The sequence below is a fragment of the Bacillus sp. ISL-47 genome (assembly GCF_018613175.1).
Lineage (GTDB): Bacteria > Bacillota > Bacilli > Bacillales > Cytobacillaceae > Cytobacillus.
In genome coordinates this window covers 1-15,769 of record NZ_JAGGQS010000035.1, presented here as the reverse complement: position 1 = coordinate 15,769, position 15,769 = coordinate 1, and the positions used below count along the sequence as shown (strand labels likewise).

Sequence of the window (15,769 nt, the reverse complement as noted above, 5' to 3'; positions counted from 1 at the left end):
CTTCCATTTTAACTCATCCAAAAAGCGAATGCACGTTCCTATTATAATTAGTTGATAAACTTCTTTTTTTCCTAAAAAGTTTTCGGGAAAATCCCTATCCGGTTTTAACCATGGAGGCTTGTGCATAAAAATGTACAAGTACTCTTTCCAAGGGATGAAAATACAGCCTGCGGAAAAATAAATGGGCGGAGTGGTCATTGTTGGGAATTGGAATTTATTTAAGTTATGTTTTTCTCGGACTGTCTTTAGCAGCCCCAATAGGGCCGGTTAACGCAGTCAGACTTGAAAAAGGCATTAAAAACGGCTTTTGGCATGCCTGGATTGTCGGAGTAGGCTCCATGTTTGCGGATGCCTTTTATATGCTGATTGTATACCTCGGTCTTGTGCACTTTTTGGACACTCCAATCGTACAGATCTTTCTGTGGCTATTTGGGGGATTTATTCTCTTATATACAGGATTTGAGAGCATTATTAATGCCAATAAAATATCCATTAACTACGTCCGCAGCAAAGATTCATTGTTCAAATGCTTTTTCTCTGGCTTCATTATGTCCGTTTCAAGTCCACTTTCTATCCTGTTCTGGCTTGGCATTTACGGATCAGTTCTGGCAAAAACAGCAGCTGCTTATGGAAAAGCCGAACTCTTTTTGTACAGTACGATGATTTTTATCGGACTTATGCTCTGGGATCTTTTTGTAGCAGGCCTGACAACAGGCTTCCGCAAGTTCCTGACATCGAAAGGTATTATTCTCATCTCCATTCTCTCTGGATTATCCCTGATCGGATTTGGCGTTTACTTTGCATTCGAAGGATTAAAGGCATTGTTTGCTTAAAAAATTTTAGCCATGAAAAAAGCTCCGCTTGGAACGGAGCTTTTCCCTTTCTTATTCATTTTTGGTTAGCTGAAGAGCTTTTTTAATATCTTTAAAAGAGTTGGATTTTCCGTACATTAATACGCCGCCCCTATAAACTCTTGCGCCAAACACAGCTAGTATTGTAATGGTTACCAAAAGAATAAGAATACCTAGCAAAGGCTCCCATGCAGGCAATGACAGCATTCCGACCCTCATGAACATTAGCATCGGCGTAAAAAATGGAATATAAGATGTGATCGTCACGAAGGGTGCTTCCGGCTGGTTCAAACCGAACATGGCAATCATGAAGCCCGCAACAACCATCATCGTCATCGGTGTAATCATCTGCTGGATATCTTCTATCCTGCTGACAAGCGAACCAAGAAAAGCCGCCAAAGTCGCATAAAGAAAATATCCAAGCAAGAAAAAGATAAGTGCATAGGCGATTGTAGAGGCAGGAATATCCCCAAATCCGAAGAATTCAAAAAAGCCGCCTTCCATTGAATCGAGATTTTGTTTAATTGAATAGTAGCCTACCAGTAAAATCAATGCCATCTGTGTCAGGCTGAGCAGTCCGATGCCCAGTATTTTGGCAAACATCTGCTTGATCGGCGACACACTGGAAATTAGAATTTCCATCACCCGGGAGGATTTTTCAGTCGCTACTTCCATGGCAATCATATTTGCATACATGATAACAGCAAAATAGATGACAAATAACAGGACGTAAACCAGGCCTCTCGCCTGGTTCAGTTCTTCCTCAGTTTTAGCATTTTCCTCCAGGGCTATTTGGTTAAAATCAATAGGTTCATATAATTTACCCAGCTCCTCAGGACTAAGATTAATTTGCGAAGCAGCCAGCTGGGTTTTTAGCTGCTGCAGTCCGCTCTGCAATTCGGAAGGAACGGCAGAATCAGCAATACTTCTTGCTTTATAGGCTGCTTCGGGGAGATTCTCCTTGTTAAAAGACAGCAGCAGCAAACCCTTGTATTTACCCTCTTTGACAGCTTCTTCTCCTCTTTCTTCTGTACCTTTGTAAGCTTCTAGGACGATGTCCTTGTTTATGACCTTCATTTGCTCTTCCAATGAACTAAAAAGCACACCGGTCTGGTCAATAACTGCGATTTTTTCTTCATCTTCTTTATTAAAAAAGTCAATAATGCCGGAAAGATTCGCAAGACCTACCACAATCAGCACAGTAATAACGGTCGTAATAATAAACGATTTGGTTTTCAGCTTGCTAAGATAGGTATGAAGAAGGATAGTCATAAAATTATTCATAGGAAGCACCTGCCTTTTCTATGAAAATGTCATTCAGGGATGGCTCTTCCAGCATAAATTTACGGACAAAGCCCCTCTCAGCAATCTCCTTAAATATTCCCTCAGCCGCTTCTTCTCCTGAAATCTGTATATGTATTCCTTCCGCAGTCTTCCTGGACTTAATTACACCAGGGCTATTGGTCAAAAAGCTTAAATCATAATCAGCGTGGATTACAAGATTCTTCTTTCCAAAGGAGCGTTTAATTTCCTTGAGAGAACCATGTACGACAGGCCTGCCTTTCTGCATAATACATAAATGCTCGCAAAGCTCTTCCACATGTTCCATCCGATGAGAAGAAAAAACAATCGTCGTACCATTGTCTTTTAGTTCCAAAACCGCTTCCTTCAGCTGCTCCACATTAACAGGGTCAAGCCCGCTGAAAGGTTCATCCAAAATCAAAAGCTTCGGTTTATGAATGACAGCCGTAATAAATTGGATCTTCTGCTGATTTCCTTTTGAGAGCTCCTCCACTTTTTTATTTGCATTTTCCGGGACTTTAAAGCGCTCTAGCCAATAGTCTAATTCCTTTAAAGAATCCTGCTTGTTCATTCCTCTGAGCTTTGCAAGATATACAATCTGGTCCTTTACCTTAAGCTTCGGATACAACCCTCTTTCTTCAGGAAGGTAGCCAATCAGCGGACTAGTTGAATAATCAATCCGCTTTCCGTTCCAAGTAATCTTCCCTCCGCTAGGATCCAGCAATCCCAGAATCATCCGAAACGTTGTCGTTTTACCTGCTCCGTTTGACCCAAGAAATCCAAACATCTCACTCTCGGGTATCGACAGAGACAAATTATCAACAGCCGTAAACTGGCCAAAACGCTTTGTAACATGTTCAAGCTGCAATGACATTTTCTAACTCCTCCTTTGCCTAACTTGTAATACGGACAAAAGGCGAAAAAGGTTCAATTTTCCACAAAAAAAAATATTAAGTATTAAGTTTTTCTTCCGTATAGGCAAGATTCGTTTTAAATTAAGGCCTTCAGCTTGTTTTCTCTGCTTCAATGGGAGCTATTGACTCCTGTAATTGCCCTTCAGCCCATTTCAGCCCGACGAGGCTTTGGCTTATAAATTTCTTTTGCACATTCACAAAAATTATGCAAGAATAATAGTAACTATCTGAATTTTATAATAAAGAGGGGGAATGAAGATGAAAACATACAAACTTACTGCCTTTGAGCAGGACGGGGAAAAGATTTTGGAAGAGTCCTTCCAGGCAGCAAATGATGATGACGCAAAGGGTCTCGGAGAAAAAATGCTCAAGGAAAAGGGCTTGGATGAAAAAACTCACCGCTGCACTTCTCCAGCAGGAAAACTTATTTTGTTTCATAGATAAAAAAGCAAAGGGCGCTTGCCCTTTGCTTTTTCTTTAGGCTCTATTAAATTTGGCTGTTGATTTCAGCACGAGGCACTCAGCGAACACGGGGCTACCGGGAGCCTCCTCGACGCTGTGCGCCTGCGGGGTCTTCCTTGGAGCGCTACTCCCGCAGGGCTTTGAATAAGCATCCTTGTATAAACACCTCGTCGTAAGGAAATGCGCATGCATTTTCGCGGGATTAGTGCCTTCCACTCCAATCAACAGGATTTCTAACAACAACAATAAGCTTTAACAGAGCCTTTCTTTAAAATCTATTTACTTTCCTTTAAAGACAGGTTTCCTTTTTTCAATAAAGGCCTGGATACCTTCCTGATGATCCTCGGTTTGTCTCATCTTATGCTGACCGAGTTTCTCAAGCTCCAGTACTTTTAGTAAAAGAGGACGGTTTTTATCTGCAAGGATTTTCTTCGTCTTGATCATGGCTTCTGTTGGGCTGTTAAGCCATTTGCTTAGCTTCGATTCAACAGCGGTGCGTAATTCGTCTTCAGCCACTTCATGAATAAGGCCTATCTGCAGCGCTTCGTCCGCAGAAAGTGCTTTTCCTTCCCAGATTAATTGCTTGGCTTTATCCTCGCCTATACGCTGCTGGAGGAAGAAATGAGAGCCTCCATCCGGGATTAATCCTATTCCAATAAAATTCATAGCCAGTTTGCTGGATTTCTCTGCCAATATATAATCTGTTGCTAATGCAAGACTGAAGCCAAGGCCGGCTGCTGCCCCTGCAACTGCACTGATGGTCAGCTTCGGCATGCTGTAAAGGGTTACAACCAGCTCATTGATACATTCCATAACCGAGGAGAAATCGCTTTCATTTGCTTCCAGGAGCATCGTTTTAATATCTCCGCCTGAGGAAAATGCACGGCCGTTTCCTTTTAAGACAACGATATCTACCTCATCCATATGGCTTACTTCCTTCATTATCGCCAATAAACCTTTTAGCATTTCAATATTTAATGCATTCAATGATTCCGGCCTGTTCATCTCAACGGCTGCAACACGCCCTTCGATTTGCAGATTGACAGTATCAGTTACAAAATCTATTGCCAAAATCCTTCCCCTCCTTTTCTTCGTTTCTTTTATTATAAAGAGTATTATTATATTTAAAAAGCATTATGTCTAAAAATTTTAAATTTTGTCATTTATTTTCATAGATAAAGGGCAGCACCTAAAATAAGGATGCTGCCCTTAATTAATGTGTTACTGTGTATTTCCTGTATATTCTTTTTGAACTTGATCCCTTAATGCCATCTTTAGAAATTTCCCAACAGAAGTCTTTGGGATTTCCTCAAGGAACAAAATATCATCCGGAAGCCACCACTTCGCAAATTGCGGTTTAAGGAATTCATATAATTCTTCTTTCATTGTCTTGCCTTTAAAAGGTTCTTTTAAGACAACACATGCTACCGGCCGTTCCTGCCATTGCTCATGAGGCACAGCAACTACTGCTGCTTCGAATACAGCTTCGTGTGCCATTAAGGTATTCTCTATATCCACAGAGGATATCCATTCTCCTCCACTTTTGATCAAGTCCTTCGTTCTGTCAACAATTTTCATAAACCCTTCTTCATCTATTGTCACGACATCACCCGTATACAGCCAGCCATCGCGAAACGCTTCATTTGTCCGTTCATCCTTGTAATATTCGGATGCAATCCAGGGGCCTCTTATCGCAAGCTCGCCCATTTCCTTTCCATCCCATGCGGCTTCTCCATCCTTGCCGACAACTTTCATCTCCAAGCCTGGAACAAGGATGCCCTGCCTGGCTTTAATATCAAGCTGTTCCACCGCAGAAAGCTCTTCCTGATAGCTTTTTAGAGTCGAAATGACTACAAGCGGACTTGTTTCAGTCATTCCATAGGCATGCATGAAAGGAATTTTATGTTTTTGCTCAAACGCTTTAATCATACCTTTCGGAGCTGCAGATCCCCCGCAAAGTACCGAACGGAGCGAACTCATATCATACTCGTTTTCATCCAGCTCTTTTAAAAGGCCCAGCCAGATTGTAGGCACCCCGGCTGTAATGGTTACTTTTTCTGACTCGATGAGCTCAGCCAGCAGCTTTGGAGTAAAGTAAGGGCCAGGCAATACGAGTGTCGTCCCGAACCAAACAGCAGCAAATGGCAGCCCCCAGGCATTTACATGAAACATTGGGACAACAGGAAGTGCGATGTCCTTCTCGCTAACAGCTGCACTATCGGCCATTCCCAGTGCCATGCTGTGGAGGACAATTCCCCGGTGTGAATATACGACACCCTTTGGATTGCCGGTTGTAGCAGAGGTATAGCACATCCCTGCAGCTGAATTTTCATCCAAATCATCAGGATATTCATAATTTCCGCTTGCTTCTTCAACCAATTTTTCATAATGGTAAACTGGGGAGAGCGATGTTTCCGGCAATTCTTTGTCGTCGGTCATAATAATATATGCCTTGACGGACTTGAGTTCATCCTTCACCTTCTCGATTAGCGGAACAATGTCGGGATCGATGAGCAGCACCTTATCTTCAGCATGATTAATGATATAGGAAATATGCTGAGGCGACAGGCGGATATTAATCGTATGGAGGACGGCTCCACTGCATGGGATTGCAAAATAGGCCTCAAGATGGCGATGATGGTTCCAGGCCAGCGTTCCGACCTTATCCCCTTTATCAACCCCTAACTTTTGCAGGCTTTCTGCGAGCTTGCGGGTTCGTTCTGCAATTTCTTTATATGTAAATCTTTTAATTCCGCTGGACGTCCTGGATACGACCATTTTCTTTGGAAAATACTGTTCTGCCCTCTTAATCATCTGGGTCATAGTCAAAGGTGTTTGCATCATCATTGCTACTCCTCCTTATTGTAAACGCTTTCATTTTATATTAGCTTATAACCAGTTATACCTATTTCTTTCATTCTATTTATTTGAGATAAAGTCCTTTAATTTTTAACTAAATTTTCTAAAAACATACAAAAAATCCCTGCCTATTCAGTCAGGGATCTTTGTTTTTTATTAAACAGTTCATTTAAAATTTTCAATTTCTCGTCAGCATAATGCTCGAAGCTGTCATTATATGACTTGGGGTCTTTCGGATTGGCAAAATGAGTTATTTTTCCTGTTTGAGGATCAATGAATTTGCTTGAGGCTCCACAACCAAGGCCAATGATTGTTTGCAGTTCTTCCATGATCATAATATTATAGATGCTCTCCTGGTTTGGAAGTGCATAGCCGACATTTTCAAGATTGCCGAGAATATTTTTCTGGCGGTACAAGTAATAGGGTTCATAGTTATGATCGTTCGTCCAATTTTCCGCCATTTTCATCATTCTTTCGATTTCTTCCCGATCGGCAACCTTATATTTTTGCTTATTTTTTGTCATTTCAGATGCACGTTTAAAAGATAATGTATGGACAGTTAAAGATTCCGGCATCAGTTTCTCCGTTTCATTCAGAGTATGGGAAAACTCGGATACACCTTCCCCGGGAAGACCAATAATTAAATCCATATTAATATTGTTCATCCCCATATTGCGGGCAAGGTGAAATTTATCAACTGTTTCTTCCACTGTATGATGACGGCCGATTGCCTTCAGCGTTTCCTGGATATAAGATTGCGGATTGATGCTGATGCGGTCAATATTCCATTTCTTCAGCACTTCCAGTTTTTCAGGTGTAATTGTATCGGGACGGCCAGCTTCCACTGTTACCTCACGGATATTTTGTACATCAGGGAAAGACGTGTACATTTCTTCATAAAGCATGTCCATTTCATCCGCGGTAATGCTTGTTGGTGTCCCGCCGCCGTAATAAACAGTCGTAATTTTAACATTATTTTCTTTCAGCCATTCACCAATTTTACGCATCTCATAATGCAGACCGCCAAGGAAGGAGTTCACAGACCCCTGTCTGCCGTTAATAGCATATGCCGGGAACGTGCAATAAGCACACTTTGTCGGACAAAAAGGAATTCCAATATAAATGCTGACCTCATTTTGGAGGTTATATAAATCCGGAACAACAGCCAGCTGCCTATCAACGATATTCTGCATTAGCCGAATTTTTTCGTCCGTAATCAAATATTCTTCCTTCAGCTGCTGATGGACTTCATGCTGTGGCGTCTTGTTTTGCATTGCGCGATGAAGAAGTTTCGTAGGGCGAACCCCAGTTAAAATCCCCCACTTTTGCGTAATGCCTGTCCAGTTCTGCAGAACTGTCAAATATACATGAGAAACAGCATTTTTCACTTGTTTGAAATTCTCTTTCTCCGTTTTAGCAGGTACGAATGCTTTTTCAAAAACAGCCAGCCTTTTTTGGCCTTCTTTGTCGGTCAGTTCTGCTCGTGCCTTAAAGCTGGCACCTTGTTCCAGGCGAAAACCAATCGTTAAATCAGCTTCTAAAGCTTCTCCTAAAACCACTTCGCACTCCTCGAAAAATAGATTTCCAATCAGCCGAAGCGGCCGATGAAACCGTTCATCCTGTATACCTAATATTGAAATTTTCAAAGCGATCACCTTTTTAAAAAGAATATAATGAAAACTGCCATCATTCTGTTAGCTAACGGCAGCTAAAAAGTCGATTTTCTTTGTTGCTGACAAACTTCTTTAAGTGTACAGAAACGGGTAAAGGAGGTCAATATAGGGTAAAAGATTCCTACTAGATTGGTAAATTGCTTAATGGCTATATTTTGTGGCATTGATATATGTTAAGCCGGAATCCTGCTTTTGCGTCGTGCCGCTACTTTTATGCTTCGTGCCCAAATGGGCTTGCGTCCTCCTGGCACTTTTTTCCGTTATTTTCACGACTCTTTGCGTCTTTCTCTCCTTTTTGCATCATCTCCCCGCTCCAGCCTGCATTGCGTCCTTATTGCTCTTGCTTTTGCGTCAATTTCTCAATTTTATTTTCATCAAAAAAGAGCCGATTATCATAATCGCACTCTCTTTTGTTTGCTTTATTTTAATAGATTCATTTTCCTCAGGAATTCGATCGGTTGCTGTTTGCGGAAGTGCTCTTTGACCATATAGCTGACTCCGTTTTGGTTATTGGATCGGGTTAGCCAGTCTGCAGCTTTTTTCACTTCCGCCGGGGCATTGCCCATTGCCACACCGAGGCCGGCTGCTTCGATCATTTCCAGATCATCTATAGAGTCGCCAATAACGACCATTTGGTTTCTTGAGATTCCCAGATGTTCTCCCAAATAAAGCAATCCGTTCACCTTGGATACTCCTGCGGGAACAATATCCATGCGAAGGTCATTCAGTTTTATGATGTCGATGTTTTGAAACATGCCTTTAATAGAATCATGAGCATCTTGCAGGTCCTCTTTATCTTCAAAGTAGACTTCGATTTTTGGAGGTGTGACAGGTTCATCCAAAATGGTATCGCTCAATGAATCTACAAATTGCTGTGAGTAAAAGATGGGATCTCCTGTAGTAAATACTGTTTTAGCAAGCATATTGGAATTTAGTTTTGTTTTGTTTGCCAGGGAATATTTTTCGTGCACCAGCCTGATTTGACATGTGAAGCCTTCAAGCAGGCGCACTATTTCAAACGTTTCATCTTCCTGTATACGTTTTACAAAAATTGGTTTTTCCGGAGAAGCGGCAATATAAGCCCCTCTGTGTGTGACCAGCAAAGAATTAAGTTTCAGCGCTTTCGCCACTTTCTTTGCAGAAGGAAAGCTCCTTGACGTTACAAGCGTTACATAAATTCCTTTTTGCTGTACATATTCAATCGCTTCTTTAGTGGATTTATGAAGTCTTCCATTTGATTGGAGAAGTGTTCCATCAATATTTAAAGCAAGCATTCGGTATATCATCTACTTTGCCCCCTATTCTCGGTGTAAAATTGTCCTATTACACTTTTATGAAGAAATGCAATTGATTAGAACATGACATGGACAATGCAAACATTTTTCTTTAGCTTGTAGGAATTGGCAATGACTACTTCAATTTGAGAGACTGTTTAATTCAAAGAATTATAAATTATCCATTTACAATTCAATGTTCGCGTATTAAGATGGAGTCAAATAAAAACTGCATATCAAGTTTGCACTAGGGGAGCTTTTGGCTGAGAAGAACATTCCGTTCTGACCCTTATGACCCGATCTGGATAATACCAGCGTGGGGAAGTGCAGGTGAACGGCTATCATTTTTTATGTATTGATAACATTCAACTGCATTTCCTCATGGAAATGCAGTTTTTTATTTTTAGGCTGTGATAAAGCTAAATGTTGATTTCAGCCCCTTGTTGATTGTTGCGGGTGAAGTGAGTCATAGGGAGATCACACAAGCGCTAGACGCCGAGGAGGCTTCCGGACCGCCTGCGGTTCGCTGAGTGCGTGGAGCGGAAATCAACAGGCAAGATTAACAGAGCCTATTTTTATAAAAAATTAGGAGGAATGACAGTATGCAAGAAAATTTCTTATGTGGAACAAGCGAGATTACAGGGTGCAGATTTTCTATTTATCCTATGTCTGACCGGTTTGTGGATATTATTTTATCGGCACTGAATGAAGTGGACACAAGCAAGGTATGGATGGAAACTGATGATGTCAGCACATGTGTGCGCGGCCGTTCCATTCATGTCTTTGATGTTGTAAAAGCCATTTACCTGGAAGCAGCCAAGCATGGCGACCATGTTGTTTTCAATGGCACTTTTTCAAACGGCTGTCCTGGAGATACGGCAGGCGATGCCTACCTAGCTGAAAATGAAGAGAGAGCAAATAAGGAAAAGTCTTCAAGTATCCTTCAGAAAGTTGCCGCCCAATTTGCCCTTTATCCAATGGGAATCCCTACATATATGGATGTCATAATGGACCAGGTGGAGCTGGCAAAATCACAGGGCACTTTTTCAAAAGGTGTCCATTATGCTTCAAGACTTGATGGAGATGCACATGCTGTTTTTAAAACGCTTGAAGATGCATTCGAGGGATGTAAAAAAAGTGATTCCACCCATATTGTTATGACAGTTAATATGTCTGCGAACAGCCCTTCCAATAAGGGGGCTGAATCATATGCTTGAAAAATGGAAGCTTCGTGAAGTGATCGTCCTTTCTGTTTTGGCTGTTGTGTTTGCGGTGGTTTATCTCGTTTTTCTTCAATTCGGGAACGTACTTTTTGGGATGTTCGGCTTGATTGGCTATGATATTATCTTTGGAATCTGGTTTATCGTTTCGATTATTGCTGCCTATATTATCAGAAAGCCCGGGGCTGCCTTTTTATCGGAAACCATTGCCGCAACGGTCGAGGTCATGATTGGCAATGCCGTCGGTCCACGCCTTATCATTTCGGGCATGATACAAGGAATTGGCGCAGAAGCTGTTTTTGCGGCTGCAAAATGGAGTAATTACCGCACTTGGATTTTAATCGCGGCAGGTATGGGCTCATCTGTCACAAGCTTTATATGGGGTTATTTTATTTCAGGCTATGCTGCACTTTCACCAGGTTATGTGACAGCCATGTTTTTCGTCCGGCTAGCAAGCGGCGCTTTACTGGCAGGTTTACTCGGAAAATGGCTGAGTGAAAGTCTGGCAAAAACAGGTGCATTGAGCAGCTTCCCGATCGGCAAGGAACGGAAAAGGGGAAAACCGGACAATGGAATTACGGCTTAACGAGGCTATTCTAAAGACAAAGCAGCTTACTTTTAGGCATGAAGAAGAGAAAAACCCTGTTTTTAATGGTGTGAATTTAAACCTTTTTCCTGAGGAGGCAGTTCTTATTCTCGGGCCCAGCGGCTGCGGAAAAAGTACACTTGCACTTTGCCTAAATAAATTGTACCCCGAGGCTGTAGATGGCCATCTTGAAGGATTGGTCTCTTTTAAGGGAAAATGGCTGAGCGCATTCAGACCAGGTGAGATTAATAGAAGCATTGGAATGGTATTTCAGGATCCTGAAAGCCAGTTTTGTATGGTAACCGTCGAGGATGAACTGGCGTTCGGACTGGAAAACATGAATATTCCTCCTGAGGATATTGGGCCAAAGATTGATCATGCACTTGAACTTGTCAACCTTCTCCCATATAAACATGCTAGGATTCACACCCTCTCAGGAGGGCAAAAGCAGAAGCTGGCTTTGGCATGTGTTTTGTCATTGGAACCGGAGATCCTGATCCTTGATGAACCGACAGCAAATCTGGATCCTGCCTCAAGCAGCGAGCTTGCCAGCATCATCAAGAAGCTTAGAACTAAGCTTTCACTTACACTGCTGATCATTGAACACAAACTGGATGAGTGGATTGATCAAATTGACCGCTGTCTGGTTTTGAACCGAGGAGGCGAAATTTTATTTAATGGCAAGCCGGATGCCTGCTTTACTGATTATGCAGAGGAGCTTCAGTCAGAAGGAATCTGGCTGCCAAGCACAGTAAGAGCTGGCCTTATAGCAAAGAAAGCCGGATTTTACTCCGGGTCCGCCCTTCCGCTAAACCAAAATGAACTAATTAAGGGATTAGCAGACCCTGATTCAGCAGTTCGGCTTTTTGAAAAAAAGAAAAATGTCTTAACTGGCTTAGCGGATCAAAGTATTCTTGAAGTCCAAAGACTTTCTTTTAGCAAAGGCGGAAATGAACTGTTAAAAGATATTAGTTTTTCTGTTAAAAAGGGGGAATTTATTGCAATAGCAGGACCGAATGGATCCGGTAAAACCACACTTTCCAGACTTCTCTCCAGATTAAATTGGGGTTCCTCCGGGGAGATTTCCTTTCTTGGACGTTCTCTCCCCCAATGGAAGGAGAATGAATTGAGGCAGAAAATGGGCTACATTTTCCAGAATCCGGAACATCAGTTTATTACAGATTCTGTGTTTGAAGAAATTGTTTTCAGCCTAAAAGTTATGGAGATGGAAGAAGCGGAAATAAATGAAACAGCTAAAACTATACTGAAGCAGGTTCGTTTACATCAGCAGGCACATCTTCACCCTTTTTCCTTAAGCCAAGGGCAAAAACGGCGGTTAAGTGTTGCAACCATGCTTGTGAATAAGCAGGATTTGCTGCTGCTTGATGAGCCTACATTTGGACAGGATGCCAATACTGCACGTGAACTTATGGCTCTTTTAGAGGAGAAGATACACGATGGAGGATCCGTCATTATGGTCACCCATGATATGGATCTAATCCAGTCCTATGCACATAAAGTGATTATTCTTTCAAATGGAGAAATGATTTATGAGGGAACGCCAGATGACCTATGGAACAAACAGGAAATAATGAAGCAGGCCTCCCTTCAGCTTCCATACTATGAAAAGTTCAAGAACGATATCCGTACGGGGAGTGGAGATTATGCTCTTACATGACATTAATCCCAGTATAAAAGCGCTCACTGTAGTGATTTGCGTACTAATTTTATCTATCTTTTTTGATCCGCTCACACCCTTGCTCACCCTGATAATAACAGCGAGTACTACACTCATACTTGGAAGGGTGTCAATTAAGAAGTGGCTGTTGTTATTCTCGCCTTTCTTATTTATGGCATTCATATACATCTGGTCAGCTGTTCTTTTTTCAAGGACAGATCAAGGAGAAACCATCCTATGGACTTGGGGCATCTTAACATTAACTGAGGAAGGCTTTCAGCGTGCCCTCTCACTTGGGCTGCGCGTGTTAAGCTTTACATCGCTGTCCCTTTTGTTTATTTTAACCACAAAGCCAACAGAGTTTCTGCTCAGTTTAATGCAGCAATGCCGGCTTTCACCGAAGCTTGCATATGGCATTATGGCTGGCTATCGATTTCTGCCATTAATAAAAGAAGAATTTGAGATTATCAGAAGTGCTCACCGGATAAGGGGAGTAGGTAAAGCAAGGTCTTTTTCCGAAAAACTAGCTGAGCTTAAAAGATATGCAGTCCCTCTCCTTGCCGGGGCCATACGCAAAGCAGAAAGAACAGCCATGGCAATGGAATCGAAAGGTTTTACCGGCGATAAGAACAGGCAATTCTATCATAAAATCACCGTCACGTGGAAAGACTTGGCATTTTCCGTTATTATGGTGGCAGCGGTTTTATTAAGTGCATACACCTCCTGGAAGCTTGGCTATTTGCAGCTGTATAACGGTGAGCTGTGAGGGTATGTTGAATATATGTGCGGTTAAACAGAGTTTAGATGCTGGTAAAATTTCATGTAAGACACTGAAAGAGTATCTTAAGGCTATAAACGCACATAAAGGACTATCCCCTCCCTAGAAAAACAGACGTGCCGCCCAAGCACGTCTGTTTTCCCATTTAAATAATATCCCGCAAAGCTGCTTCCAGATTTGTAAACTTAAAGTTAAATCCGTGCTCGAGCAGTTTCTTCGGAATGCAGTTCCGGCCTGTCAGCGCCAGGCTGGGGTCAGCCCTCATGATCGTATACGCACCCAGTTTTACTAATGGTGCAGGTGCAGGCGGAGCCCAGCTTTTATTCATGACCTTGCGCAATACCCTCATGAATTCTTTATTGGTAACAGGGGCCGTTCCAGTAGCATTATAAATACCTTCATAGTTCTCATTTTCGATGGATGCCATAAACATAGCGTTCAGGTCGTCCATGTGCAGCCAACTGATATATTGGCGGCCGGACCCAATCGTACCGCCAAGTCCATAACGGGCCAGCATTTGCAGCGGACCAAGTGCCCCGCCGTCTTTTCCGAGCGCAAATCCGATTCGCAGCATGACTTGCCTTGTTTTCGGCAGTGTGTCATTAAAAAAGGCCTCCTCCCATTGCTGGCAAACGGAAACTGAAAATCCATCACCATGAGCTGCATCCTCATCACATACATCGGTGGTATCTCCAAATACCGCAAGAGAACCAGCCTGAACAAATACCTGCGGCGGCGCTGAACTTTCCCTAACAGCTTCCTTTAAAATCCTGACTGAATCCAATCTTGAAGCAAGGATTTCTTCCCGATTCTTTTTTGTATACAGGCAATTAACACTTTTTCCTGTAAAATTGACGATGGCATAACTGCCTTCGATTTCACGAACCCAAGAATCCTCCAGCGTTCTGCCATCCCAATGTACATATGTAATCCCGTTCTTTTCAGCAGAACTGCCTCTGGTCAAAATCACAGCAGTATAGCCCCTTTTTTTTACATGGTCAGCAAGAGCTTGGCCTAAAAAACCGCTTCCTCCCGCAAGCACAATCCTTTTACTCATTTCCTTTCCCCCTTTATGCTCCCTATGAAAAAGTATAACAAACTTGCCGGCAGTCAAAATACCTTTAATTACCAATTGGACCTATGAATAAATTTTTATTCACTTTCTGAAGCTATGATTGTAACAATCAAGAAAACTACACCAAAGGAGATGATTTACATGGCAAGAAGCAACAATTCTAATCAGCTTTTAGTATCAGGAGTCAGTCAGGCAATTGATCAAATGAAGTATGAAATCGCAACAGAATTCGGTGTGAACCTTGGCCCGGAAACATCTTCAAGAGCAAATGGATCAGTAGGCGGAGAAATTACAAAGCGCCTTGTCCAAATGGCTGAACAGCAGCTTGGCGGAGCACGCTAGTTTATAGGCAATTATCGAAAAATAAAATGCCGCTTCAGCAATCTGCGAAGCGGCTTTTATTCTCTTAATTAAGCATTTCCAAAATATCTTCTACTGCCTCAAACAGTGAATTTGCCTGAAGATCAGCTTTTGTCGGATCTGAACCAATGAAAACTGTTTTACAGCCTGCCTTCTTACCTGCTTCAATATCTCGCTCGTGATCGCCAACCATAATGCTGCTCGCAAGATCAAGATTATATGTTTCTGCTAGATCCAGCAGCATACCTGCATTTGGCTTCCGGCATTCACAACCCGCTTTTGGTTTATGCGGACAATAAGCTACTTCCTTTATATGGCCGCCTTTTTCTGCAATTAGCTCCTGCAGCCTATCATGGATTCTCATTAATTCTTTTTCTTTTAAGTATCCCAGTCCGACGCCGCCCTGATTGGTCACGACAAAAATCTCATAACCTGCTTTTGTCAATTCTGCAACTGCTTCAGCTGCGCCTTCAAGCAAAAATAACTGTTCCGGCTTGTTTACAAATTTAACCCTGTCAGATAAAACCTCATTTAAGACACCGTCCCGGTCGAGAAAAACTGCTTTTCCCATTTTTCTCCCTCTTTCCTATTTCCAACGTCTATCATAAAGGTACCCAATTCAAAGTACCTTTATTACAGAGAAATGCCGTTGAAAAAGATTTAACTGAAGTAATTGGATAACAGCCTAAATCGAGTAGGAGGGGGTGACTAACCCCCGACCTCTCACACCACCGTAC

At 42.2% G+C, this 15,769-nt stretch carries 15 protein-coding genes and 1 riboswitch; of the genes, 7 read left to right on the top strand and 8 right to left on the bottom strand.

The genetic code is table 11. The features are described from left to right. The first annotated feature begins 200 nt into the window (after positions 1–200). Positions 201–833 (top strand): LysE family translocator, encoded by a 633-nt coding sequence (locus J7I93_RS12060; protein ID WP_214726112.1) that lies wholly within the window; start codon positions 201–203, stop codon positions 831–833. A gap of 51 nt (positions 834–884) precedes the next feature. Here the strand turns inward: J7I93_RS12060 and J7I93_RS12055 are convergent, their stop codons facing one another. Beyond that, the gene (locus tag J7I93_RS12055; protein ID WP_214726111.1) at positions 885–2,135 is read right to left on the bottom strand and encodes an ABC transporter permease; all 1,251 of its coding nucleotides are present in this window, start codon (positions 2,133–2,135) and stop codon (positions 885–887) included. After that, the gene (locus tag J7I93_RS12050; protein ID WP_214726110.1) at positions 2,128–3,027 is read right to left on the bottom strand and encodes an ABC transporter ATP-binding protein; all 900 of its coding nucleotides are present in this window, start codon (positions 3,025–3,027) and stop codon (positions 2,128–2,130) included. The genes J7I93_RS12055 and J7I93_RS12050 overlap by 8 nt, the downstream gene beginning before the upstream one ends. Before the next feature lie 298 nt (positions 3,028–3,325). Here J7I93_RS12050 and J7I93_RS12045 point away from each other — a divergent pair, with 298 nt between their 5' ends. Then, positions 3,326–3,511, top strand: coding sequence for a YhzD family protein (locus J7I93_RS12045; RefSeq protein WP_214726108.1), 186 nt, complete (start codon positions 3,326–3,328; stop codon positions 3,509–3,511). 297 nt (positions 3,512–3,808) lie between these two features. On the opposite strand, the gene J7I93_RS12040 is transcribed toward J7I93_RS12045, so the two are convergent. The 4 genes from J7I93_RS12040 to J7I93_RS12025 all read right to left on the bottom strand — a co-directional run bounded on the left by J7I93_RS12040 (position 3,809) and on the right by J7I93_RS12025 (position 9,347). Continuing rightward, positions 3,809–4,600 carry an enoyl-CoA hydratase gene (locus tag J7I93_RS12040; protein WP_214726107.1) on the bottom strand — a complete coding sequence of 264 codons (792 nt, stop codon included), beginning with the start codon at positions 4,598–4,600 and terminating at the stop codon, positions 3,809–3,811. 150 nt (positions 4,601–4,750) lie between these two features. Continuing rightward, positions 4,751–6,376, bottom strand: a complete 1,626-nt coding sequence (locus tag J7I93_RS12035) for a long-chain fatty acid--CoA ligase (RefSeq protein ID WP_214726106.1) — start codon at positions 6,374–6,376, stop codon at positions 4,751–4,753. Between the two features lie 140 nt (positions 6,377–6,516). Next, positions 6,517–8,034 carry a coproporphyrinogen III oxidase gene (locus J7I93_RS12030; protein ID WP_214726105.1) on the bottom strand — a complete coding sequence of 506 codons (1,518 nt, stop codon included), beginning with the start codon at positions 8,032–8,034 and terminating at the stop codon, positions 6,517–6,519. A gap of 446 nt (positions 8,035–8,480) precedes the next feature. Beyond that, positions 8,481–9,347, bottom strand: a complete 867-nt coding sequence (locus J7I93_RS12025) for a Cof-type HAD-IIB family hydrolase (protein WP_214726104.1) — start codon at positions 9,345–9,347, stop codon at positions 8,481–8,483. A gap of 227 nt (positions 9,348–9,574) precedes the next feature. Continuing rightward, positions 9,575–9,675: riboswitch (TPP riboswitch) on the top strand. A gap of 262 nt (positions 9,676–9,937) precedes the next feature. Between J7I93_RS12025 and J7I93_RS12020 the strand changes: the two genes are divergently transcribed. From J7I93_RS12020 to J7I93_RS12005, 4 genes are read left to right on the top strand one after another with little or no spacing between them, the layout of a single operon-like run. Beyond that, entirely contained in the window at positions 9,938–10,552 is a 615-nt protein-coding gene (locus J7I93_RS12020; RefSeq protein ID WP_214726103.1) for a YkoF family thiamine/hydroxymethylpyrimidine-binding protein, read from the top strand. Further along, positions 10,545–11,141, top strand: coding sequence for an ECF transporter S component (locus tag J7I93_RS12015; RefSeq protein WP_214726102.1), 597 nt, complete (start codon positions 10,545–10,547; stop codon positions 11,139–11,141). The genes J7I93_RS12020 and J7I93_RS12015 overlap by 8 nt, the downstream gene beginning before the upstream one ends. After that, positions 11,125–12,819: an ABC transporter ATP-binding protein gene (locus J7I93_RS12010; RefSeq protein WP_214726101.1), complete on the top strand. Its 1,695-nt coding sequence runs from the start codon at positions 11,125–11,127 to the stop codon at positions 12,817–12,819. Before J7I93_RS12015 ends, J7I93_RS12010 begins: the two co-directional genes overlap by 17 nt. Then, positions 12,806–13,585: an energy-coupling factor transporter transmembrane component T family protein gene (locus J7I93_RS12005; protein WP_214726100.1), complete on the top strand. Its 780-nt coding sequence runs from the start codon at positions 12,806–12,808 to the stop codon at positions 13,583–13,585. The genes J7I93_RS12010 and J7I93_RS12005 overlap by 14 nt, the downstream gene beginning before the upstream one ends. Positions 13,586–13,742: 157 nt before the next feature. Here J7I93_RS12005 and J7I93_RS12000 read toward each other — a convergent pair whose 3' ends face one another. Continuing rightward, positions 13,743–14,654: a TIGR01777 family oxidoreductase gene (locus J7I93_RS12000; RefSeq protein WP_214726099.1), complete on the bottom strand. Its 912-nt coding sequence runs from the start codon at positions 14,652–14,654 to the stop codon at positions 13,743–13,745. 159 nt (positions 14,655–14,813) lie between these two features. Between J7I93_RS12000 and J7I93_RS11995 the strand changes: the two genes are divergently transcribed. Beyond that, positions 14,814–15,014, top strand: a complete 201-nt coding sequence (locus J7I93_RS11995; RefSeq protein WP_144543346.1) for an alpha/beta-type small acid-soluble spore protein — start codon at positions 14,814–14,816, stop codon at positions 15,012–15,014. A gap of 64 nt (positions 15,015–15,078) precedes the next feature. Here J7I93_RS11995 and J7I93_RS11990 read toward each other — a convergent pair whose 3' ends face one another. Further along, on the bottom strand, positions 15,079–15,603 hold the full coding sequence (locus tag J7I93_RS11990; protein WP_214726098.1) for a D-glycero-alpha-D-manno-heptose-1,7-bisphosphate 7-phosphatase: 525 nt from the start codon (positions 15,601–15,603) through the stop codon (positions 15,079–15,081). Positions 15,604–15,769 lie beyond the last annotated feature (166 nt).